The sequence below is a fragment of the Pseudomonas sp. IB20 genome, from assembly GCF_009707325.1.
Classification (GTDB): domain Bacteria; phylum Pseudomonadota; class Gammaproteobacteria; order Pseudomonadales; family Pseudomonadaceae; genus Aquipseudomonas.
In genome coordinates, this window is sequence record NZ_CP046103.1 from 3,473,257 (window position 1) to 3,495,818 (window position 22,562).

The window sequence follows — 22,562 nt, forward strand, 5'->3', positions numbered from 1 at the left end:
TGCCCTGCCATCATTCGGATTGCTCCTATTGACAGGTGGCGCAAACATCAAAAACGAAAGAGAGAGTTACATAACGAATGGGATGAAAGCACAAGGCGCAGCATAAACAGCTACGCCCTACAGGAAATTAGGCTTATTCCTACAACAACTTCCAACCCGCCTGAGTTGAACAGTTAAATACTTGTGCTTAGTCGTCCAGGCCTGGAAAACCACCGGTAATATCAGCGCCGGTAAACTCAGGTACCCGGCCTTGGGCGGTGTTGAACAAACGCAGGGTTACAAAGTGTGGATTCTCACCCATGTCGAACCAATGCGGCATACCGGCCGGAATCACCAGCAGGTCATTTTTCTCACAGCGCACCGCGTATACGTAGTCGCCCACGTGCACGCTGAACAGGCCTTGGCCCGCGATGAAGAAACGCACTTCGTCTTCGCTGTAGCGGCGCTCATCGAGGAACTGCGCACGCAGCTCTGCTTTCTGCGGATGCTCGCCGCTCACGCTGAGCACCTCCACAGCCGCGTAGCCAAGGCTATCGATCTGCGGTTGGTATGCAGCGATCATTTCAGCATTGCTGGCGCCCTTCTCGATAGGGCTAGGTTGCCAGCGCTCAAAGCGTACGCCGTGTTCGGCCAGGGTCTTGGCGATATCGTCGAAGTGGGTCAGGACCTTGTTCGGGGTATCGGGTGTAGCAACGTGGTAAACAGCGACATAACTCATTGCTCGTCTCCTTTATTCGGCTCTTGCAATCGAAGGCCAATGATAATGGCGGCGGCCAGCGCCGCGACGCTGGCGATGCTGAAGGTCAGGGTCGGGCCCAGCAGGTTCCAGCTATAGCCGGCATACAGCGCGCCCACCGCGCCACCGGTGCCGGCCAACGCGGCATACAGCGCCTGGCCCTGGCCTTGCTGGCGATCATCGAAGCTGCGTTGAACAAAGGCAATCGCCGCCGCGTGGAAGCTGCCGAAGGTGGCCGCGTGCATCACTTGCGCCAGCAGCAGCACCCAGAAAAATTCGGCGAATGAGCCCAACAGCAACCAGCGTACGGCCGCCAGCAGGAAACTGGCCAGCAGCACCCGACGCACCGAAAAGCGTGTGAGGATGCGGCTCATGGCCAGGAACATCAGCACCTCCGCCACCACCCCGATGGCCCAGAGCATGCCGATCACGCCACGGCTGTAGCCCAGGTGTTCCAGGTGCAGGGTGATGAAGGTGTAATACGGGCCGTGGCTCATTTGCATCAGCGCCACGCAGGCATAAAACGCCAGAACGCCGGGGCTGCGCAATTGCTTGAGAAAACCGGCACCGGCCAGGCGATTGCCGTGGGTAACAGGCTGCGCGTTGGGCACCCACAGGCTGGCGCCGATGATACCGGCCATGATCACCACGACCACCACCGGATAAATGTCCAGGCTCAGCCAATCGAACAGGCGCCCCATGATCACCACAGTGAGGATGAACCCGATGGAGCCCCACAGGCGGATCTGGCTGTAGCGTGAGGTTTGCTTTTGCAGGTGAGCCAGGGTGATCACTTCAAACTGCGGCAACACGGCGTGCCAGAAGAATGCGTGCAGCGCCATCACCAGGGCCAGCCAGGCGTAGGTCTTGCTCACGAAGATCAGTGAGAAGCTGGCCAGGGTGCACACCGCGCCAAAGCGCACGATGGCCAGCCGCCGACCGGTATAGTCGCCGAGCCAGCCCCACAGGTTTGGCGCCACGCAGCGCATCAGCATGGGGATGGCCACCAGCTCGCCAATGCGCGCGCTGGAGAACCCCAAATGATCGAAATACAGCGCCAGGAACGGCGCCGTCGCCCCGAGCAGGGCGAAGTAGAAGAGGTAGAAGCTGGAGAGGCGCCAGCGGGAGGCTGTCGCCACAGGCTGTCACAGCTGGCCCAGTACCGGGGTACTCACGCGCACATCAGCATTTTGCCCACGGTTGCGCAGCAGATGATCCATCAACACGATGGCCATCATCGCCTCGGCAATCGGCGTGGCACGGATGCCGACGCATGGGTCGTGGCGGCCCTTGGTGATCACGTCCATTGCGTTGCCGTGCACATCGATCGAACGGCCCGGGGTGGTGATGCTCGACGTGGCCTTGAGGGCCAGGTGCGCAACGATCGGTTGGCCGGAGGAAATACCCCCGAGGATGCCGCCCGCGTTGTTGCTGAGGAAACCTTCCGGCGTCAGCTCATCACGGTGCTCGGTGCCGCGCTGCGACACACAGGCGAAACCGGCGCCGATTTCCACGCCCTTCACCGCGTTGATGCTCATCAGCGCGTGGGCCAGCTCGGCGTCGAGGCGGTCGAAGATCGGCTCGCCCAGGCCTGGCTTCACGCCTTCAGCCACGACGGTGATCTTCGCGCCCACAGAGTCCTGATCGCGGCGCAACTGGTCCATATAGGCTTCCAGTTCCGGCACTTTGTCCGGATCAGGGCTGAAGAAAGCGTTGTCATCCACGCTGTCCCAGGTCTTGAACGGGATCTCAATCGGGCCCAGTTGGCTCATGTAGCCACGGACCACGATGCCCTGGGTGGCCAGGTATTTCTTGGCGATTGCACCGGCGGCCACACGCATGGCGGTTTCGCGGGCCGAGCTGCGGCCACCGCCACGGTAGTCGCGTTCGCCGTATTTGTGGTGGTAGGTGTAGTCGGCGTGAGCCGGGCGGAACAGGTCCTTGATCGCCGAGTAGTCCTTGGACTTCTGGTCGGTGTTGCGAATCAACAGGCCGATGGCGCAACCGGTGGTGCGACCTTCGAACACGCCGGAGAGGATCTCGACTTCGTCGGGCTCCTGGCGCTGGGTCGTGTGGCGGCTGGTGCCGGGCTTGCGGCGGTCGAGGTCACGCTGCAGGTCGTCCAGGGACAACTCGAGCCCTGGCGGGCAGCCGTCGACAATGGCGACCAACGCCGGGCCATGGCTTTCGCCCGCGGTGGTGACAGTGAACAGCTTGCCGAAGGTATTGCCGGACATGCAGGGCGCTCCGTGAAATCAGTTGAATCAAGTCAACCGTAATAACTTAAGGCAGCCAGTATACGCAGGCTAACCGACTAGTTCATCCTCGAAACCTTACCGGTAGACGTTGGTCCAACCGGCACCTTCCTCATGATGGCGCGATGATGCTGCGAGTTCTGCTTTTGACCCTCACCCTGTTTTCCAGCCTTGGCTTCGCCGCCTCCCCTGTCGTGCTGCAACGGCCCATCAGCCTGGACACCGGCAGCGGCGAGCTGTTTGGCTCACTTTTACTGCCCAAATCCGACAAACCGGTGCCGGTGGTGTTGATCATCGCCGGCTCCGGCCCCACCGACCGCAACGGCAACAGTGCCGACGGCGCGCGCAACGACAGCCTCAAGCGCCTGGCCTGGGTACTTGCCCGGCACAACATTGCCAGTGTGCGCTACGACAAGCGCGGCGTGGCCGCCGCCGGCGGCCACGCCCGACGAACGCAACCTCACGCTGGACGCCTACGTGGCCGACGCCGTGGCCTGGGGCAAGCTGCTCAAGGCCGACAACCGCATGGGCCCGCTGATTGTGCTGGGCCATAGTGAAGGCGCGCTGGTCGCCGCCCTCGCCGCACCGCAGCTGGAGCCGGCCGGGGTTATTTCCCTGTCCGGCAGCGCCCGGCCGGTGGACCAAGTGATCCGCCAGCAATTGGCCAATCACCTGCCCCCTGCCCTGTTGCTGCGCAGCAACGAGATCCTCGACCACCTCAAGGCCGGCCAGGTGGATGCCGATGTACCTGCCCCGCTGGAAGGTATTTTCCGACCCAGCGTGCAGCCGTACCTGATCAGCCTGTTTCGCGCCGATCCGTCAGCCGCTTTCGCCAAACTGCGCATGCCGGCGTTGATCATCCAGGGCACTAACGATATCCAGGTCGGCGTCGCGGATGCCCGGCAACTGAAAAACGCCAAGCCCGATGCACACTTGACGGTGATCGAAGGCATGAACCACGTGATGCGCATCGTGCCCAACAATGTGCAGCAGCAATTGGCCTCCTACAACGACCCGAAACTGCCCCTCGCCGCCGAACTGGGCGAGCGCATCGTGCGCTTTATCGACGGACTTCAAGCCCGTTAAGCGACTATTTACCTCCAGTCCTCAAGAAAGCGGCCGATAAGCCCAGGGTCGACAGTAAAAAGACTGTCGACTCGCAGGGCTTGGACAGGATCGCACCGCATGACAACCACAGAAGCTACACCAGAACCCATCGCCGACACCCCGGCCGAAAAACCCGAGGCCGTCGAGGCGGCGGCGCTGCCGTGGGCGGACGTGCAAGCCGAACATTTCAAGATGCTGCGCCTGGCGCCCCTGACCACGGACCGCGCCACCGGCGTGCGGCAGTTGCGGTTTGTGCAGTTCGGCTATGCCGAGCGCCACGATAAACACCAGAGCCTGTTGCGCATGGTCATCCAGTTGCCGGGCCAACGGGTACGGCGCGAGCAGAACCACTTGGATATCTGGGTCGATCACGATAAACACCGCGTGCACTTCGGCCCGGGCAACAGCCTGGAAATCGAACCGGCCAACCGTGGCATCGGTCGCTTCCTCGTCGCCCAAGGCGCAGCGTGGGCGAAAAAGACGTGGTCACACTACCGCGTCGACGGCGTGGACCTGGCCAACAAAGACGCCCTTAACGAAGCCACGCGCCTGCGCCGCGATCACTTCCTGCGCATCCAGGGTTTTGATGTGGCGTATGCCGATGTGCAGCATTTGAAAGGCAATGTACAACCCGGCAAAGTCAGCGCAGTGCTGGACAGTTGGAACACCGAGAAGGTGCAGTTCGTGGAAATCCTCGAAGCCGCACAGATGCTGCAACAGGCTGAGCAGAACCTGGCCGAGCAGGAAGTGAAGCTGCGCAAGGAAGAGGAAAAGGTCACCAAGTTCAAGCGTGAGGACAGCGGGTTGCGCTTTACCATCACCTGTCTGGTGGCGTTTACGGTGTTTCAGGCGGGGCTGTTGATCTGGATTGCGACACACCGATAGCGGGTGCAATGCGATCAAAAATGTGGGAGCTGGCTTGCCTGCGATGGCGGGCAACTGATAGACCGCGCAACTGATAGACCGCCATCGCAGGCAAGCCAGCTCCCACACTGACCGCATGCTTACTTTGAGTTCTGGTTAAACCCTGGCAGCAAACACCGCCTGATGTTCCCGGCACTGCTCAGCCGTCAACATGAACACGCCATGCCCACCGCGCTGGAACTCCAGCCAGGCAAAGTCGACTTCGGGGTACAACGCCTCGACGTGCACTTGGCTGTTGCCAACCTCGACAATCAGCAAGCCCTTCTCGGTCAGGTGGTCCGCCGCCTCGGCCAGCATGCGCCGCACCAGGTTCAGCCCATCATCGCCGCAGGCCAGGCCCAGCTCCGGTTCGTGCTGGTATTCGTCCGGCATGTCGGCGAAGTCTTCAGCATCCACATACGGCGGGTTGGACACGATCAAGTCAAAGCGCTGGCCCGGCAGGCCATCGAAGCCGTCGCCCTGCACGGTGTAGACGCGCTCGTCGACGCCGTGGCGCTCGATGTTCTGGTTGGCCACCTCCAACGCTTCGAAGGACAAGTCGCCCAACACCACTTCGGCGTCTTGGAACTCATAGGCGCACGCAATGCCGATGCAACCGGAACCGGTGCACAGGTCGAGGATGCGTGCCGGCGGCTGGGCCAGCCAAGGTTCGAAGCGGTTTTCGATCAGCTCGCCAATCGGCGAACGCGGGATCAACACGCGCTCATCGACGATAAACGACATGCCGCAGAACCAGGCTTCTTTCAGCAGGTAAGCCGTAGGCACGCGCTCGTGGATGCGCCGGTGCAGCAAGCGCTGCACGTGGGAGATTTCCTCTTCCTCCAGATTGCAGTCCAGGTAGCTGTCGGCAATTTCCCAAGGCAGGTGCAAGGCACCGAGTACCAATTGCCGGGCTTCGTCCCAGGCATTGTCGGTACCATGGCCGAAAAACAGGTCTTCCCCATGGAAACGGCTGACAGCCCAACGGATGTGGTCGCGCAGTGTGCGCAGGCGGGAGGTGATCACGGGGGCAAGCTCCTGGAAAAAACGACTGGCGATTCTAACAGCCTTCGCCTGTACCGACGATGTACGAAAGCCCTTCACCATCCGTCGGATTTCATCCTATTTGCCATCATTGCGCTAAACAAGCCGCCCACTTGACATGGCTGCACGTCAACAACGGCGTACCTTACGATGGTAGCGATTCACAGAACCGCTCAGCCAGTGGACAATGTCACAAAAGCCCCCCTCACAGGAGCCCCAGAATGTCCGTTCCAAAGACGATGTTTCAACTCAGCGGTCGCGGTTACGCAGCAGCCAACCTGAACCATGCGACCCTCGTGATCATCGACGCCCAGAAGGAATACCTCAGCGGCCCACTCGCCCTCTCAGGCATGGACGCGGCGGTCGACAACATCAAGCAACTGGTCGCGGCAGCGCGCAACGCTGGGCGGCCCATCGTGCATGTGCGCCACCTCGGCACCGTCGGCGGTCTGTTTGACCCGCAGGGCGAGCGTGGCGAATTCATTCCCGGCCTGGAACCCCTGGGCGATGAAACCATCATCGGCAAGCTGCTGCCCAGCGCGTTCCACGGCACCGGCCTTGAAAAACACCTGCAAGACCTTGGCTCCCTGGACCTGATCGTCAGCGGCTTCATGAGCCACTCCAGCGTCAGTACCACCGTGCGCGCTGCCAAGAACCTGGGCTTTCGCTGCACCCTGGTGGAAGACGCCTGCGCCACGCGCGACCTGCCTTACAAAGGCGGCATCCTGAGTGCTGAACACGTACAGCAGACCGAAATGGCCATCATGGCCGATAACTTCGCGACCCTCGCGTTGACCAAAGATCTGATCTGATCGTCCTTCTGATGAGCGGCGCGGCAATGTTTATTGCCCCGCTCATCTGCAAAAGCTTTTCATTTTCTGCAATTGCCTCAGGCACAGGAACAACCTGTGTATCTTCCGGTCGAAGGGCCGATACCCTGGAGGAAAGGTCGGAATGAAGATATCCGATGGTTTTGATGCTCGTCGCTTGCGCCCCAAGGGCCCGAGCAATTGGCGTCTGCGCCTGGTAGCCGGCTTTGCCGCGCTGCTGGCCATTGTTGGTGTGCTGCTGGCAGGTGCCGGTGGCGCCGGTTTGTTTGGTCATTCGCCGGCGCTCGGCGAACTGAATGCCAGCCCGGGCGGCTCGGCTATCCTGTTAGGGATCGGGCTGTTGGTGCTCTGGTTTGGCGTGTGGTTATGGCGTCGCAGCCGTCGACGGATGCGCCAGCCGTTGTCGCTGAACATTGCGTCGCACCTGATGAAAAAGCACGACTGATGGCGCTTGGATAGCGTTTCCTGCGCCCTGGCCGCCGCGATTTAGGTAAACTGCCCGCCCTTCGCGGAGGCTGACATGCAAGACGACGATTTTTCCCTGTTCAAAAACGAGCTGCGCGGCGTCAAGCCGATCAAGCACGACCGCGCCGACACCGGCAAACCCAAGACCGACCGGGCGCAGATTGCCAAGCTGCGCCAGGCCGCGACCGTGCGCACCGATGCCACCACCGTGGATGGCCTGTCAGACCAGTTCGTGATCGATGTAGGCCCCGAAGACGAGCTGATGTGGGCCCGCGACGGCGTGCAGGAAAGCCAGATGCGCAAGCTCAAGGTCGGCCAGATCCCATTCGAAGGCAGCCTTGACCTGCACGGCATGAACGTGGAAAAAGCCCGCGAAACCCTCTGGGCCTTCCTGGCCGAAGCGACCAAATTCGAAATCCGCTGCGTACGCGTCACCCATGGCAAGGCCGTGCGGTTGGATGGCAAGCGGCCGATGATCAAGAGCCACGTCAACACCTGGCTGCGCCAGCATGCCCAGGTGCTCGGCTTTACCTCATGCCAGGCCCGCCACGGCGGCGCGGGCGCGGTGTATGTGATGCTCAAGCGCACCATGATGGAGGGGCGCGACGAGTAACAAGTGCCATCGTCAGGCTTGCAGCGATGTGTCCGCCACCGTAACCTTGCGCTTTGCGAAAATCCCACAGGTAGTTTCATGTCCCTGGAACAGAATTACACAGAGATCCTCGGCCAGCTCGGCGAGGACGTCTCCCGCGAGGGCCTGCTCGACACGCCAAAGCGTGCCGCCAAGGCGATGACGAGTAACAAGTGCCATCGTCAGGCTTGCAGCGATGTGTCCGCCACCGTAACCTTGCGCTTTGCGAAAATCCCACAGGTAGTTTCATGTCCCTGGAACAGAATTACACAGAGATCCTCGGCCAGCTCGGCGAGGACGTCTCCCGCGAGGGCCTGCTCGACACGCCAAAGCGTGCCGCCAAGGCGATGCAGTACCTTTGCCGCGGCTATGAACAGACACTCGAAGAAGTCACCAACGGTGCCTTGTTCAGCTCCGACAACAGCGAAATGGTGCTGGTGAAGGACATCGAGCTGTACTCGCTGTGCGAACACCACCTGCTGCCGTTTATCGGCAAGGCTCACGTCGCGTATATCCCGAGCGGCAAAGTGCTGGGCCTGTCCAAGGTCGCGCGGATCGTCGACATGTATGCGCGTCGCCTGCAGATCCAGGAAAACCTCAGCCGCCAGATCGCCGACGCGGTCCAGCAGGTGACCGGTGCACTGGGCGTTGCGGTGGTGATCGAAGCCAAGCACATGTGCATGATGATGCGCGGTGTGGAAAAACAGAATTCGTCGATGATCACTTCGGTGATGCTGGGTGAGTTCCGCGAAAACGCGGCCACCCGCAGCGAATTCCTCAGCCTGATCAAGTAACAGGCTGCGTAGGAAAAGGCCGGCGTTCATCGCCGGTTTTTTTTCGCCTGCAGAAATCAGGTAAGCTGCGGCCCCTTCTTCATGGGCAAGAGGTTTTCAGCCATGTTCGTCAAAGCACTTCGAGTGGGCCTCGGCCACGTCATCATCGCGGGCGACTTCATTACCCGCCCACGCAAAAAGCAGCGCCCCGCCGAACAACAGGCGCAGGTGAACGCTGCGGCCAAGGACCTGACGCTGTATCAGTTTCATGCCTGCCCGTTTTGCGTGAAGACCCGTCGTACGCTGCACCGTCTGAATGTGCCGGTGGCATTGAAGGATGCGAAGAACAACGCGCAAGACCGCCAGACCCTGCTGGAGCAAGGAGGCAAGATCAAAGTGCCGTGCCTGCGCATCGAAGAGAATGGCCAGACGACCTGGATGTATGACTCCAAGGTGATCATTGATTACCTGGACAAGCGGTTTGCTGCGGTCTGACAAACACTGGTTAACCGGTGTGGGCGCTGGCTTGCCTGCGATAGCATCAGCGCGCAGTACCTGAGCAACCGAGTTGCCTGCATCGCAGGCAAGCCAGCGCCTACATATGAACCTGTGTTTAATCCAGCATCAGTACATGCTTAGGATGGCTAGCCACGCGCTTAGTTTGCTGCGGTCTGACAAACACTGGTTAACCGGTGTGGGCGCTGGCTTGCCTGCGATAGCATCAGCGCGCAGTACCTGAGCAACCGAGTTGCCTGCATCGCAGGCAAGCCAGCGCCTACATATGAACCTGTGTTTAATCCAGCATCAGTACATGCTTAGGATGGCTAGCCACGCGCTTAAGCCACGCCTGCACCGCTGGGTAAGGCGTCAGGTCAAAACCACCTTCATGGGCCACATGGGTGTAGGCATACAGCGCGATGTCGGCAATTGAATATTGCTCGCCCACCAGGTAGGGCGTGGCTTGCAGCTGACGCTCCATGACCTTCAAGGCCTTGTAGCCGCCTTTATGGGTGGTTTTGTATTCCTCCAAACGGTCTTGCGGCATGTTCAGGTAAAACTGAATAAACCGCGCCACTGCGATGTAAGGCTCGTGGCTGTACTGCTCGAAAAACTGCCACTGCAGCACCTGGGTACGCAGGCGTGGTTCGGACGGCAGGAACTCGCTGCCATCGGCGAGGAAGTTGAGGATCGCATTGGATTCCCACAGGCAGGTGCCGTCTTCGAGTTCCAGTACCGGGATCTTGCCGTTGGGGTTCTTGGCCAGGAATTCGGCAGTCTGGGTGTCGCCCTTGAGGATGTCGACATCGATCCATTGATACGGGATGCCCAGCAGGCTGAGCATCAATTTGACCTTGTAGCAGTTGCCCGACTTGTAATCGCCATAAACCTTGTACATGGGGCTCCCCTTATGCCGCTTGCGCGTGCTGTGCTTGCCGAACCACCGCGGCCAGGCGCTTGAGACCTTCGTCCAAACGGGCCGGGTCGATATGGCTGAAATTGAGGCGCAACGAGCCATGGTGCTGGTCAGGCTCGGAAAAGAACGGCTCACCGGGCATGAACGCAACGTCCTGATCTAATGCTTGCGCCAACAAGGTGCGGGTATCGAGCGGCTGTTTCAAGGTCAGCCAGAAGAATAATCCGCCTTGAGGTGTTTGCCAGTCGGCCAAATCACCGAAATGGCGCTGCAGCGCGGCCTGGAATGCATCACGCCGCTCGCGGTAAAAGCTGCGCAGTTCAGCCAGGTGCTGTTGGTATTTTTCGCTGCCGATCCACTGCATCGCCTGCCACTGGCCAACGCGGTTGGTGTGCAGGTCGGCCGATTGCTTGAGTTTGAGCAAATGCGGGAATAAATCCGGGCTGGCGATCAGGTAGCCGACGCGCAGGCCGGGCAGCAAGGTCTTGGAGACGGTGCCGGTGTAGATCCAGCTGGCCTTCTTCAGGCGGCCAGCGATGGGCTGCGCACTGGCGCCGTCGAAGGTCATCTCGCGGTAGGGTTCGTCTTCGATCAGGGTCACGCCGAACTCGTCGAGCAAGGCCGCGACGGCTGCGCGCTTGGCCTCGCTGTAGCGCACGGCCGAGGGGTTCTGGAAGGTCGGGATCAGGTAGATGAACGCCGGGCGATGGCGTTCGAGGCTGGCGCGCAGGGTGGCCAGGTCCGGGCCATCGGCTTCCAGTGGCACGGTCAGGCACTCGGCGCCGAACAGTTGGAAGATCTGCAAGGCCGCCAGGTAAGTCGGGCCTTCCAGCAGGACTGGGGTGCCCTTGTCGATGTACAGCTTGGCCGCCAGGTCCAGGGTTTGCTGAGAACCGCTGACCACCAGCACCTGGCTGGCCTGGCACGCCACGCCCAACGCGCGTGCTTGGTCGGCGAGCAGTTCGCGCAACTGTGGTTCGCCTTCGCTCATGCCGTATTGGCCAATGTTGAGCGGCATGCCGTCCCAGTTCAATGTGGGCAGCATGGCTTCGGCCGGCAGGCCACCGGCGAACGACATCACCTGCGGGCGCTGGGCCGCGGCGAGGATTTCACGAATCAAGGAGCTTTTGAGGCGCGTAACACGTTCAGAGAAGGCCATAAGGTCACCGGTGGCAAAGCACGTGGGAAATACGTCAAACTACTTGACCGAAATTACGACGGCTTGAGTAGATACGTCAATATGCTTGACCTTAAAAACCAGAACAGCCAGCAACAGGCGATGGAAGCCTTCTTCTTCGGCTACCAGGCCTTCACCGCCAAGGCCGACGAAATGCTTGAGCGCCGTGGCCTGAGCCGCGTGCACCAGCGCATCGTATTTTTTATCGCGCGTTACCCGGCCTTGAGCGTGAAGCAACTGCTGGAATTGCTCGGCGTGAGCAAGCAGGCGCTGAACATCCCGCTGCGCCAATTGCAGGAAATGCACTTGGTCAACAGCGTCGCGGCCGAGACCGACAAGCGCAAACGCCTGCTGGAGCTGAGCGAAGAAGGCCAGCGTTTCGAGCAGTCGCTGCGCCGCGAGCAGGTGAAACTGCTGCAACGTGCCTTCAACGAAGCCGGTGAAGCAGCGGTGGCGGGATGGTTGGCGGTGACCCCGCTAGCCTTTCATCCACTTTCGCACAAACAATCGAAAACATTATTTGCTTTATTTGTATACAAAAGCATAATTCGCTTCGTGCGAGTTCCTGACCTATTGGTCAACAAAGCCCGCCAGTACCTCAAAGCGCTGTTGCCCACTTTTGTGACCGGCGCTGGAAATAACAATAAAACTCTTGAGGAGTACTTGCTGTGGAAAGCCGAAAATCCGAAGCCCCGACGCTGGACCTCTCCCCGCCCAGCCTCACCCCCGCAAAGCATGGCTGGCTGGAACGCCTGTTCAAACTGAGCGCACATGGCACCACAGTGAAGACCGAGCTGATTGCCGGCCTCACCACCTTCATCACCATGGCCTACATCATTTTCGTCAACCCCAACATCATGGCCGACGCCGGCATTGATCACGGCGCGGCGTTTGTCGCCACCTGTATCGCCGCTGCGCTGGGCTGCCTGTTGATGGGCTTGTACGCCAACTGGCCGGTCGGCCTGGCGCCGGGCATGGGCCTGAACGCGTTTTTTACCTACACCGTGGTCGGCACCATGGGCTACCACTGGGAAACGGCGTTGGGTGCGGTGTTTATCTCCGGCGTGCTGTTTATGGGCCTGACCCTGTCACGCGTGCGTGAATGGCTGCTCAACAGTATTCCTGTGAGCCTGCGCCATGCCATGGGCGCCGGTGTGGGTTTGTTCCTCGGGGTGATTGGCCTGAAAACCGCTGGCATCATCGTCGACAGCCCGGCCACCTTGATCAAACTCGGTTCGCTGCACGAGCCCGCGCCATTGCTGGCGGCGGTGTGCTTTTTGCTGATCGCGATCCTCAGCTACCACCGCGTATTCGGCGCGATCCTCATCAGCATCATCGCCGTAACCCTGGCCGGCTGGGGCCTGGACCTGGTGCACTACAACGGCATTCTCTCCACCCCACCCAGCCTGGCGCCAACCTGGATGGCGATGGACATAAAAGGTGTATTCAATGTCAGCATGATCAGCGTGGTTTTTGCCTTTTTGTTTGTACACATGTTTGATACCGCCGGTACACTGATGGGCGTTGCGCAACGCGCCGGGCTGGTCGATGCCGAGGGCAAGATTCATAACCTGTCCCGTGCGTTGAAGGCTGACAGTGCATCGAGTGTATTCGGTGCCATGGTCGGCGTGCCGCCAGTGACCAGCTATGTGGAAAGTGCTGCCGGTGTTGCTGCTGGCGGGCGCACCGGGCTGACCGCCGTGACCGTGGGCGTGCTGTTTGTAGCGGCGATGTTTTTTGCACCGTTGGCCGGCATGATTCCGGCGTATGCCACCGCCGGTGCGTTGATTTACGTGGCGATGCTGATGATGGCGAGCATGGCCCATATCAACTGGGATGAGGCCACCGACAGCATTCCGGCGATTGTCACGGCGATCATGATGCCGCTGACGTTCTCGGTCGCCGACGGTATCGCCCTGGGTTTTATCACGTACGTGGCGCTGAAGGCCGGCACCGGCAAGTACCGTGAGATTTCCATCAGCTTGTGGGTGCTGTGCGTGATTTTCATCGCGAAATTCATCTTCCTGTAGTTCGCAGGAAACGGCCGAAAACCGCCTCACCTCCGGGTGGGGCTTTTGCACGAATGGAGGACTGTAAATGACCCTGGAAACCTGGCTGCTGTTCAGCGGTGCTGCATTGATCGTGATCCTGATCCCCGGCCCGCTGTCGCTGCTGATGATCAGCAACAGCCTCAACTACGGCCTGCGCCGTTCGTACCCGGCGTTTCTCGGCGGGGTGTTTGCCTCGATTTGCCTGCTGAGCGCCTCGGCCTTGGGCCTCGGCGCCCTGCTGCTGGCGTCGGAACAGCTGTTCAGTGCGTTGAAAATCGTCGGCGCGCTGTACCTGTTTTATCTGGCGTGGCAAAGCTTTCAGCAATCGCGGCAACCGGCCCATCGCGCCGACGTGCCGCACATGGCAGCCACCCCGCGCTTTCGCACACTGTTTGGCCGGGCCTTTGTGCTGGGCGCCAGCAACCCCAAAGACATCCTGTTTTTCGCCGCCTTCCTGCCGCAGTTTCTCAGCGCTGAGCAAGCCTTCCTGCCGCAATTGCTGATCATGATCGCCACTTGGACCGTGCTCGACCTGCTGTGCAAGCTGGCGTACGGCCTCGGCGCTCACGGTGCTGCGCGGTATTTGCGCAGCGGCACGGGCCAGAGCTGGTTCAACCGGGTCAGTGCCCTGCTGTTTGGCGGCGCGGCGACGGCGGCGCTACTCAAAAGCTTGCCGGCATAACTTTGACAAAATACACAGTGGCCGGCTCGGCAAAACGTACCGGCCATTGAATACCCGCCACCAGCCTGACCAGGCGGTTTTCGTCCATGGCGATTTCGATGGCGGCAAACTCCGCTGAGAATGGCACGCTTGAGCTGATACGGTTTCGAAACCATGGATCGGAAAGCTCTGGCGCCACCCTGGAGCGTCGCTTCCTCACGCCGCACCTGGGAGGTTTGCGGGTCAGCGAAATCCAGCGTGTCGGCCCAGCGTGTGTCACTGGCCAGTGGGGCAAAAGAGCTGCTGTCTGTACTCATGGCGGACTGTTCCGTGCGCAAAAGCCCAGCCTAAGTACCTCGCCTCACAAGGGTGCGTTACATAGTAGAACCCTGCGCGGCCCAACCGCGCGCCAAAAAAAAGCCCGCAGTGTGGGCGGGCGAAAAACCAACGAAGAGCTTTGGGGGTATGAAGCGAGGTGACGCTCAGCTACCGCGATAGGTGGAGTAGCTGTAAGGCGAAATCAGCAGCGGTACATGGTAGTGATCCTGTTCGGCACTGATGCCGAAGCGCAGCACCACCACGTCGAGGAACGCAGGTGCAGGCAACTGCACCCCCCGCGCACGGTAGTAGTCGCCGGCGCTGAATTGCAGTTGGTACACGCCGCTGCGGTAGTCATCGCCTTGCAGCAGCGGCGCATCGCAACGGCCGTCGCTGTTAGTGATGGCGCTGGCAACCAGCTCCAGCTGCGCGCCTTCGACGCGGTACAGCTCAACCGTGATTGCGCTGCCGGGGCAGCCGTGTGCGGCGTCCAAAACGTGTGTGGTCAAGCGTCCCATGGCGTCTGCGCGCCTCCCGAAGTCAGTAAATAAGAAGACCGCACTTTTTCAGGGCATCAAAAAGTCGGCGATGGCTGATTAAGACACTTTTTAAAAAAATTGTACACAATAAAAATCACAAACTCAGCGATCCTCCCGACTATGTTAATCGGCAGGGCAATGACCGGGTAATCCTTGCTTTCAAACGACCTTTTGTCCATTAGCTGACCAGTTGGGCAAGTTTCTTGCTAAGCCAGATGCACAGTACTCTACCGAAAAAATGCAGAAATTCAGGCTTACAAACTTGCCGATAAGTTGTATACAATCACTCATCGCTGTGACGCCACCCAGTCTTTTCACTGCCCGGCCGCCACACACACTTGCTACCACGAACAAGAAGGAAGACTGCAGTGAGCGCTGACTACCCACGCGACCTGATCGGTTACGGCAGTAACCCTCCTCACCCGCACTGGCCGGGCAAGGCACGCATCGCGTTGTCTTTCGTACTCAACTACGAAGAAGGCGGCGAGCGCAATATTTTGCACGGTGACAAAGAGTCCGAAGCCTTTCTATCGGAAATGGTCTCGGCCCAGCCACTGCAAGGCGAGCGCAACATGAGCATGGAGTCGCTGTACGAATACGGCAGCCGTGCCGGCGTGTGGCGCATCCTCAGGCTGTTTAAAGAATTCGACATTCCGCTGACTATCTTCGCCGTGGCCATGGCCGCCCAGCGCCACCCGAACGTGATCCGCGCGATGGTCGCCGCCGGCCATGAGATCTGCAGCCACGGCTATCGCTGGATCGACTACCAGTACATGGACGAGGCCCAGGAGCGCGAGCACATGCTCGAAGCCATCCGCATCCTCACCGAACTGACCGGCGAGCGCCCATTGGGCTGGTACACCGGCCGTACCGGCCCCAACACGCGGCGGCTGGTGATGGAGGAAGGCGGCTTTCTCTACGACTGCGACACCTACGACGACGACCTGCCCTACTGGGAACCCAACAACCCCACCGGCAAGCCGCACCTCGTGATCCCCTACACCCTGGACACCAACGACATGCGCTTCACCCAGGTGCAGGGGTTCAACAAGGGCGATGACTTTTTCGAATACCTCAAGGACGCCTTCGACGTGCTGTATGCCGAAGGCGCCGAGGCACCGAAGATGCTCTCGATCGGCCTGCATTGCCGCCTGATCGGCCGCCCGGCGCGCCTCGCCGCGCTGAAGCGTTTTATCGAGTACGCCAAAGGTCATGAACAGGTGTGGTTCACCCGCCGCGTCGACATTGCCCGCCACTGGCACGAAACCCACCCGTACACGGGAGCGGCGAAATGACTGCGTTCCAAACCTTGAAACCGTCGAGCCTGAGCCGCGACGCATTCGTCAACGCCTTTGCCGACATCTACGAACATTCGCCATGGGTGGCCGAAAAGGCCTTCGACCTGGGCCAGGACAACTCGATCGATGAGATCGAAACCCTGCACCAGCGCATGAGCGATATCCTGTTGAGTGCCGATCACGCCAGCCAGCTGGCGCTGATCAACGCTCACCCGGACCTGGCTGGCAAAGCTGCCGTCCAGGGCCAATTGACCGAAGCCAGCACCAATGAACAAGCTGGCGCCGGTATTCACCAGTGCACGAGTGAAGAGTTCTCACGCTTCACTGAGCTGAACGACGCCTACAAGGCCAAGTTCAAGTTTCCCTTCATCATGGCGGTAAAAGGCAGCAACCGGCATCAGATTCTCGCCGCGTTCGAAACGCGCATCCACAACTCGGCAGACGCCGAGTTCAAATGCGCGCTGGCCGAGATCAATAAAATCGCGTTGTTCCGATTACTGACCCTTTAGCAGACCTGGCCCGAGCACTCATGACGCCCAGGGCCTGGCGAGCATCCCAAGCCACTTAATCTAAGGCAGACAAGAAGAATGAAAGCGCAACCCGTACCTTTCGAGAAGTTCGTCAACCTGGCCGACGCCCGCCTGGGCACCAAGATCATTTCGGTGACCGATGACTGGTTCGCTGACGCCAACCGCCTGTTCCAGCCGACCCCGGCTGTGTGGAAGGAGGGCGTTTTCGATGACAACGGCAAGTGGATGGACGGCTGGGAGTCGCGCCGCAAGCGCTTCGAAGGCTACGACAGCGCAGTGATTCGTCTGGGCGTGCTCGGTTCGATCAAAGGCGTGGACATCGACACTTCATTCTTCACCGGCAACTACCCGCCGTCGGCGTCCCTGGAAGCCTGCTTCCTGGCCTCGGGCGAACCTGACGACAACACCCAGTGGGTTGAAGTGCTGTCGGCCGTTGAGCTGCAAGGCAACAGCCACCACTACCACGAGATCAACAATGCCCAGGCGTTCAGCCACCTGCGCTTCAACATCTACCCGGATGGCGGCGTGGCCCGTCTGCGTGTGTACGGTGTGCCGTTCCGTGACTGGTCGGCTGTGGGTGACAACGAACAAGTCGACCTGGCAGCAGCCCTGAACGGCGGTCGCGCGCTGGCCTGCTCCGATGAACACTTTGGCCGCATGAGCAACATCCTTAACCCGGGCCGTGGCATCAACATGGGCGACGGCTGGGAAACCGCACGTCGTCGCACGCCAGGCAATGACTGGGTGATCGTCGCACTGGGGCACCCAGGCGAGATCGAGAAAGTCATCGTCGACACCCTGCACTTCAAGGGTAACTACCCGGACACCTGCTCGATCCAGGGCGCGTTCGTTAAAGGCGGCACCGACAGCCAGATCGAAACCCAATCGCTGTTCTGGCGCGAACTGCTGCCGGCACAGAAACTGGAAATGCACGCCGAACACGCGTTTGCCGAGCAGATCAAGGCACTGGGGCCGATTACCCACATCCGCCTGAACGTATTCCCGGACGGTGGTGTGAGCCGCCTGCGGGTTCTCGGTAAGGTAGCGAAATAAGGGTGAGCCCAATCGCGGGCAAGCCCGGCTCCCACAGGGGTACGCGGTCAAATGTGGGAGCCGGGCTTGCCCGCGATAGCGGTAGACCAGACAACATCAAATTCGAAAACTTAAGAAGACAGCCATGCGCACACTGATGATCGAACCCCTGACCAAAGAAGCCTTCGCGCCTTTCGGAGACGTTATCGAAACCGATGGCAGCGATCACTTCATGATCAACAACGGGTCGACCATGCGCTTTCACAAGCTGGCAACGGTAGAAACCGCACAGCCTGAAGACAACGCGATCATCAGCATCTTCCGCGCCGACGCGCAGGACATGCCGTTGACCGTGTGCATGCTGGAGAGACACCCGCTGGGCAGCCAGGCTTTCATACCGCTGCTCGGCAACCCCTTTCTGATCGTGGTCGCGCCACTTGGCGATGCACCTGTATCAGGCTTGGTCCGCGCCTTCGTCACCAACGGCAGGCAGGGCATTAATTACCATCGCGGCGTCTGGCACCACCCGGTGCTGACGATCGAAAAGCGGGATGACTTCCTGGTGGTTGATCGCAGTGGCACCGGCAATAACTGCGATGAGCATTTTTTCAAAGAGGATGAGCGGTTGATCCTCGCCCCCCACCAATAAGAGAAGGCCGGATCACCCGACAACAAGGGTGACAGGCGAGAGGTAAAGACTGTGGAAGCACATCTGTTGGAATGGCTGAACCTTAGCGTGCGCTGGGTTCACATGATCACTGGCGTCGCGTGGATCGGCGCTTCCTTCTATTTCGTCTGGCTGGAAAACAACCTCAACCGCGTCAACCCCAAGGACGGCCTGGCCGGTGACTTGTGGGCGATCCACGGTGGCGGTATCTACCACCTGGAAAAATACAAACTGGCCCCACCGACCATGCCGGACAACCTGCATTGGTTCAAATGGGAGGCCTATTTCACCTGGATGTCGGGCGTCGCGCTGCTGTGCGTGGTGTTCTACCTCAACCCGACGCTGTACCTGCTCGCCCCCGGCAGCACGCTCAGCGGCACCGAAGGCGCCTTGCTGGGCATCGGCTCGCTGTTCGCCGGCTGGTTCATCTACTCCTTCCTGTGCGATTCGGCCCTGGGCAAGCGCCCTGCCCTGCTCGGTTTGATCCTGTTCGTGCTGTTGATTGGCGCTGCGTACGGCTTCAGCAAAGTGTTCAGCGGCCGTGGCGCTTACCTGCACGTGGGTGCAGTGATCGGCACCATCATGGTCGGTAACGTGTTCCGCATCATCATGCCCGCCCAGCGCGCACTGGTGGCCGCCATCGCCGAGAACCGCACGCCGGACCCGGCGCTGCCCGCCAAAGGCTTGCTGCGTTCACGCCACAATAACTACTTCACCTTGCCGGTGCTGTTCATCATGATCAGCAACCACTTCCCGAGCACCTACGGCAGCCAATACAACTGGCTGATCCTGGCTGGGATCGCGGTGGCGGCGGTGTTGGTGCGGCACTACTTCAACACCCGGCACAACAGCCAGAAGTATGCGTGGACCTTGCCGGTTGGCGCGTTGGCGATGATTTGCCTGGCGTACGTGACCGGCCCGAAACCGGTGTCGACTGCCCCAGATGTGGCCAAGGCGCCTGCCGCCATCGAGTACCAACCATTGCCGGAAACCGCATTGGGTGGCGGCCTGAAACCGGCCGCGCCAGCCGCCCCGGCAGCACCTGCGCCGGCACCTGCGCCTGCCCAGGCATCGATTGATTTCGACAAGGTGCACGGGGTCATCCAGGAACGCTGCGCCGTGTGCCATTCGGCCAAGCCCACCAGCCCGCTGTTCAGTACGGCACCGGCGGGCGTGATGTTTGATACGCCGCAGCAGATCCAGCAAATGGCCCCACGGATCCAGGCGCAGGCTGTGGCCAGCCAGATCATGCCGCTGGGCAACATCACCCAGATGACCCAGCAGGAACGGGATTTGATAGGTACTTGGATCAACCAAGGAGCCCGCACAAATTAACTGATTCACACAGAACCCCATGTGGGAGCGGGCTTGCTCGCGAAAGCGGTGTGTCATTCAATCAATCAGTGACTGAACTACCGCATTCGCGAGCAAGCCCGCTCCCACAGGGGTTATGCAGTGTTTGAAAGATCGCGTTCCAAATGGCAATTGAATGCCAAACAACACAAAAATAAAAAGATCCGAGGTGTTGCATGTCCCCGTTAGAAACGCAGACTCCTGCCGCGCCCGCCATGGTGCGGCTGCCCCTCTTGCAATTGATTCTGGTCGGCCTGCAACACGTCCTGCTGATGTACGGCGGCGCCGTCGCCGTGCCCCTGATTATTGGCCAGGCCGCAGGCCTGAGCCGTGAAGAAATCGCCTTTCTGATCAACGCCGACCTGCTGGTGGCTGGCGTCGCGACTATGGTGCAGTCGTTCGGCATCGGCCCGGTGGGCATTCGCATGCCGGTGATGATGGGCGCCAGTTTTGCCGCCGTCGGCAGCATGGTGGCCATGGCCGGGATGCCCGGCATCGGCTTGCAGGGGATTTTCGGCGCGACCATCGCCGCCGGGTTCTTCGGCCTGTTGATCGCACCGTTCATGTCCAAGGTCGTGCGTTTTTTCCCGCCGCTGGTGACCGGCACAGTGATCACTGCCATCGGCCTGTCGCTGTTCCCGGTGGCCGTGAACTGGGCCGGTGGTGGCAGCGCCGCCGCCTCGTTCGGCTCGCCGGTTTACCTGGCGATTGCCGCGCTAGTACTGGGCACTATCCTGCTGATCAACCGCTTCATGCGCGGCTTCTGGGTGAACATCTCGGTACTGATCGGCATGGCGCTCGGCTACGGTTTGTGCGGCATGCTCGGCATGGTCGACCTCAGCGGCCTGGCCCAGGCGCCATGGGTGCAGGTGGTCACACCGCTGCACTTCGGCATGCCTAAGTTCGAATTGGCGCCGATCCTGTCGATGTGCCTGGTGGTCGTGATCATCTTCGTCGAGTCCACCGGCATGTTCCTCACCCTGGGCAAAATCACCGGCCAGGAGGTCACGCCGAAGATGCTGCGCCGTGGCTTGCTGTGTGATGCCGGCGCGTCGTTCTTTGCCGGTGTCTTCAACACCTTTACCCACTCCTCGTTCGCACAAAATATCGGCTTGGTGCAGATGACCGGCGTGCGTTGCCGCTCGGTGACGATCATGGCCGGAGCGTTTTTGATTGTGCTCAGCCTGTTGCCCAAGGCGGCGTATTTGGTCGCCTCGATTCCGCCGGCGGTACTCGGCGGCGCAGCGATTGCCATGTTCGGCATGGTCGCGGCGACCGGGATCAAGATCCTGCAGGAAGCCGACATCGCCGACCGCCGTAACCAGTTGCTGGTGGCGGTGAGCATTGGCATGGGGCTGATCCCGGTGGTGCGTCCGGAGTTCTTCGCGCAGTTGCCCTTATGGATGAGCCCGATTACCCACAGTGGGATTGCCATGGCCACGCTCAGCGCGTTGTCGCTGAATGTACTGTTCAACATCCTCGGCGGTGCTGAACGCCCCGTCGTCGCCCCTACACACTGATGCGTTCCTGCTCCAAACAAAAATAATAACGAACAGAGAACAACACCATGCACACCCTTCACCTGGGGCTGGCCACAAGCCGCGCCCCATTCTTGCCCCACGCGCTCTGTAACAGCGCACTTGAGCCAAGGCCTGGGAGCCAGTATTCTCCGCGCCCGCTCAAATCGACTCAAAAAAAAACAGCGAATGTAAAAGCTGACTGCAGGGCCAACTTATCCTGGCCCCGTGTCTGCGGCCAACGTGCACAAAAGAACCTGCGTATTCGACTGCATCAAGTGCAGCCGAAGGCGTTTTATTGGCTTTTTAAACACCTTGGCGCAGCTCTTGCTAAAAGCATTAAAGCTGACCAAACAGACGATTTTTGCAGCGAACCAAAAGGCGCCACACCAGAGCGCCTGCGTAGAAAAACAACCATAAAACTTTGACTCGGGAGCAACCGAATGAAACCTATGTTGAAAGGCCTGATGTTGGCGGGATCCCTGCTGGCCGGCGGCCAAGCCATGGCCGGCGATTTGTTGCAGTGGCAGACCAACAGCCTGACGTACCTGTGGGGCAAGAACTTCACCGTCAACCCGCAGATCCAGCAAACCGTCACCTTCGAACATGCCGATGCCTGGAAGTACGGCGACAACTTCCTGTTTGTCGACCGCATCTTTTACAACGGCAAGGAAGACGGCAACGTCGGCCCGAGTACTTACTACGGTGAGATCAGCCCGCGTTTGTCGTTCGGCAAGATTTTCGACAAAGACCTGTCATTCGGCCCGATCAAAGATGTGTTGCTGGCCTTCACTTACGAGTTCGGCGAAGGCGATAACGAGTCGTACCTACTGGGCCCGGGCTTTGACTTGAACATCCCGGGTTTCGACTACTTCCAGTTGAACTTCTACCAGCGCCAGACCGAAGGCAATCGCCCGGGTGACGGCGTCTGGCAGATCACCCCGGTCTGGTCGTACACCATTCCCGTGGGCAACTCCAACGTGCTGATCGACGGCTTCATGGACTGGGTGGTGGATAACGATAAGAACGCCCGTGGCACTTACCACGCCAACCTGCACTTCAACCCGCAGGTCAAATATGACCTGGGCAAGGCGCTGCACTGGGGCGAGAAGCAGTTGTATGTGGGTTTTGAATACGACTACTGGAAGAACAAGTACGGGATTGAAGATTCCGGTGCGTTCAAGACTAACCAGGACACAGCGAGCTTCCTGGTGAAGTACCACTTCTAACAGACACGGCAATACCCCTGTGGGAGTGGGCT

Annotated in this window: 23 protein-coding genes and 2 pseudogenes; 18 read left to right on the top strand and 7 right to left on the bottom strand. The window is 60.0% G+C overall.

Going from position 1 to position 22,562, the window contains the following annotated elements:
• Nucleotides 1–187: 187 nt before the first annotated feature.
• Genes GJU48_RS16110 through aroC form a run of 3 tightly spaced genes read right to left on the bottom strand, consistent with a single transcriptional unit; the run spans nucleotide 188 to nucleotide 2,973 of the window.
• The gene (locus GJU48_RS16110) at nucleotides 188–718 is read right to left on the bottom strand and encodes a 1,2-dihydroxy-3-keto-5-methylthiopentene dioxygenase (RefSeq protein WP_094951441.1); all 531 of its coding nucleotides are present in this window, start codon (nucleotides 716–718) and stop codon (nucleotides 188–190) included.
• Nucleotides 715–1,875, bottom strand: coding sequence for an MFS transporter (locus GJU48_RS16115; RefSeq protein WP_155296044.1), 1,161 nt, complete (start codon nucleotides 1,873–1,875; stop codon nucleotides 715–717). Before GJU48_RS16115 ends, GJU48_RS16110 begins: the two co-directional genes overlap by 4 nt.
• 6 nt (nucleotides 1,876–1,881) lie before the next feature.
• Complete coding sequence (aroC, locus tag GJU48_RS16120) at nucleotides 1,882–2,973, bottom strand: chorismate synthase (protein WP_094951442.1); 1,092 nt, start codon at nucleotides 2,971–2,973, stop codon at nucleotides 1,882–1,884.
• Nucleotides 2,974–3,390: 417 nt separating this feature from the next.
• Here aroC and GJU48_RS16125 point away from each other — a divergent pair, with 417 nt between their 5' ends.
• Together GJU48_RS16125 and GJU48_RS16130 are read left to right on the top strand one after the other, a co-directional pair.
• Nucleotides 3,391–4,077, top strand: a complete 687-nt coding sequence (locus GJU48_RS16125) for an alpha/beta hydrolase (RefSeq protein WP_256671155.1) — start codon at nucleotides 3,391–3,393, stop codon at nucleotides 4,075–4,077.
• A 99-nt stretch (nucleotides 4,078–4,176) separates the two neighbouring features.
• On the top strand, nucleotides 4,177–4,983 hold the full coding sequence (locus GJU48_RS16130) for a hypothetical protein (RefSeq protein WP_094951444.1): 807 nt from the start codon (nucleotides 4,177–4,179) through the stop codon (nucleotides 4,981–4,983).
• Between the two features lie 135 nt (nucleotides 4,984–5,118).
• Here GJU48_RS16130 and prmB read toward each other — a convergent pair whose 3' ends face one another.
• On the bottom strand, nucleotides 5,119–6,027 hold the full coding sequence (prmB, locus tag GJU48_RS16135; RefSeq protein WP_094951445.1) for a 50S ribosomal protein L3 N(5)-glutamine methyltransferase: 909 nt from the start codon (nucleotides 6,025–6,027) through the stop codon (nucleotides 5,119–5,121).
• A gap of 239 nt (nucleotides 6,028–6,266) precedes the next feature.
• Here prmB and GJU48_RS16140 point away from each other — a divergent pair, with 239 nt between their 5' ends.
• The 6 genes and pseudogenes from GJU48_RS16140 (at nucleotide 6,267) to GJU48_RS16165 (ending at nucleotide 9,239) form a co-directional block, all read left to right on the top strand.
• Nucleotides 6,267–6,857, top strand: a complete 591-nt coding sequence (locus tag GJU48_RS16140) for a cysteine hydrolase family protein (protein ID WP_094951446.1) — start codon at nucleotides 6,267–6,269, stop codon at nucleotides 6,855–6,857.
• 142 nt (nucleotides 6,858–6,999) lie between these two features.
• Complete coding sequence (locus GJU48_RS16145; protein ID WP_094951447.1) at nucleotides 7,000–7,320, top strand: hypothetical protein; 321 nt, start codon at nucleotides 7,000–7,002, stop codon at nucleotides 7,318–7,320.
• A 75-nt stretch (nucleotides 7,321–7,395) separates the two neighbouring features.
• Complete coding sequence (locus GJU48_RS16150) at nucleotides 7,396–7,953, top strand: Smr/MutS family protein (RefSeq protein ID WP_083357563.1); 558 nt, start codon at nucleotides 7,396–7,398, stop codon at nucleotides 7,951–7,953.
• A 78-nt stretch (nucleotides 7,954–8,031) separates the two neighbouring features.
• Nucleotides 8,032–8,133, top strand: a pseudogene (locus GJU48_RS16155) (GTP cyclohydrolase I FolE); the annotation flags it as partial.
• A gap of 86 nt (nucleotides 8,134–8,219) precedes the next feature.
• Nucleotides 8,220–8,765, top strand: a complete 546-nt coding sequence (gene folE, locus GJU48_RS16160) for a GTP cyclohydrolase I FolE (RefSeq protein WP_024076633.1) — start codon at nucleotides 8,220–8,222, stop codon at nucleotides 8,763–8,765.
• Between the two features lie 102 nt (nucleotides 8,766–8,867).
• Nucleotides 8,868–9,239, top strand: coding sequence for a glutathione S-transferase N-terminal domain-containing protein (locus GJU48_RS16165; RefSeq protein ID WP_094951448.1), 372 nt, complete (start codon nucleotides 8,868–8,870; stop codon nucleotides 9,237–9,239).
• Nucleotides 9,240–9,537: 298 nt separating this feature from the next.
• On the opposite strand, the gene GJU48_RS16170 is transcribed toward GJU48_RS16165, so the two are convergent.
• The gene (locus tag GJU48_RS16170; RefSeq protein WP_094951449.1) at nucleotides 9,538–10,140 is read right to left on the bottom strand and encodes a glutathione S-transferase family protein; all 603 of its coding nucleotides are present in this window, start codon (nucleotides 10,138–10,140) and stop codon (nucleotides 9,538–9,540) included.
• Nucleotides 10,141–10,150: 10 nt separating this feature from the next.
• Nucleotides 10,151–11,317, bottom strand: coding sequence for an aminotransferase-like domain-containing protein (locus tag GJU48_RS16175; RefSeq protein ID WP_094951450.1), 1,167 nt, complete (start codon nucleotides 11,315–11,317; stop codon nucleotides 10,151–10,153).
• An 81-nt stretch (nucleotides 11,318–11,398) separates the two neighbouring features.
• Between GJU48_RS16175 and GJU48_RS16180 the strand changes: the two are divergent.
• From GJU48_RS16180 to GJU48_RS16190, 3 genes and pseudogenes are all read left to right on the top strand, one after another.
• Nucleotides 11,399–11,806 (top strand): annotated as a pseudogene (locus tag GJU48_RS16180) (MarR family winged helix-turn-helix transcriptional regulator); the annotation flags it as partial.
• Nucleotides 11,807–12,003: 197 nt separating this feature from the next.
• A complete protein-coding gene (locus GJU48_RS16185; RefSeq protein ID WP_094951452.1) occupies nucleotides 12,004–13,365 on the top strand; it encodes an NCS2 family permease in 1,362 nt (453 codons plus the stop codon).
• 67 nt (nucleotides 13,366–13,432) lie between these two features.
• A complete protein-coding gene (locus GJU48_RS16190; RefSeq protein WP_094951453.1) occupies nucleotides 13,433–14,068 on the top strand; it encodes a LysE family translocator in 636 nt (211 codons plus the stop codon).
• Between the two features lie 461 nt (nucleotides 14,069–14,529).
• On the opposite strand, the gene uraH is transcribed toward GJU48_RS16190, so the two are convergent.
• A complete protein-coding gene (gene uraH / locus GJU48_RS16195) occupies nucleotides 14,530–14,883 on the bottom strand; it encodes a hydroxyisourate hydrolase (RefSeq protein WP_094951455.1) in 354 nt (117 codons plus the stop codon).
• 389 nt (nucleotides 14,884–15,272) lie between these two features.
• Here uraH and puuE point away from each other — a divergent pair, with 389 nt between their 5' ends.
• From puuE to GJU48_RS16230, 7 genes are all read left to right on the top strand, one after another.
• Nucleotides 15,273–16,199 (top strand): allantoinase PuuE, encoded by a 927-nt coding sequence (puuE, locus tag GJU48_RS16200; protein ID WP_094951456.1) that lies wholly within the window; start codon nucleotides 15,273–15,275, stop codon nucleotides 16,197–16,199.
• Entirely contained in the window at nucleotides 16,196–16,711 is a 516-nt protein-coding gene (gene uraD, locus GJU48_RS16205) for a 2-oxo-4-hydroxy-4-carboxy-5-ureidoimidazoline decarboxylase (RefSeq protein WP_094951457.1), read from the top strand. The genes puuE and uraD overlap by 4 nt, the downstream gene beginning before the upstream one ends.
• A gap of 78 nt (nucleotides 16,712–16,789) precedes the next feature.
• Entirely contained in the window at nucleotides 16,790–17,785 is a 996-nt protein-coding gene (alc, locus tag GJU48_RS16210) for an allantoicase (RefSeq protein ID WP_094951458.1), read from the top strand.
• A 124-nt stretch (nucleotides 17,786–17,909) separates the two neighbouring features.
• Entirely contained in the window at nucleotides 17,910–18,413 is a 504-nt protein-coding gene (locus tag GJU48_RS16215; RefSeq protein ID WP_094951459.1) for an ureidoglycolate lyase, read from the top strand.
• A gap of 51 nt (nucleotides 18,414–18,464) precedes the next feature.
• Nucleotides 18,465–19,766, top strand: coding sequence for a urate hydroxylase PuuD (locus GJU48_RS16220; protein ID WP_094951460.1), 1,302 nt, complete (start codon nucleotides 18,465–18,467; stop codon nucleotides 19,764–19,766).
• Nucleotides 19,767–19,960: 194 nt separating this feature from the next.
• Complete coding sequence (locus GJU48_RS16225; RefSeq protein ID WP_094951461.1) at nucleotides 19,961–21,304, top strand: nucleobase:cation symporter-2 family protein; 1,344 nt, start codon at nucleotides 19,961–19,963, stop codon at nucleotides 21,302–21,304.
• A gap of 440 nt (nucleotides 21,305–21,744) precedes the next feature.
• A complete protein-coding gene (locus GJU48_RS16230; RefSeq protein WP_094951462.1) occupies nucleotides 21,745–22,530 on the top strand; it encodes an outer membrane protein OmpK in 786 nt (261 codons plus the stop codon).
• The last annotated feature ends 32 nt before the right edge of the window (nucleotides 22,531–22,562 follow it).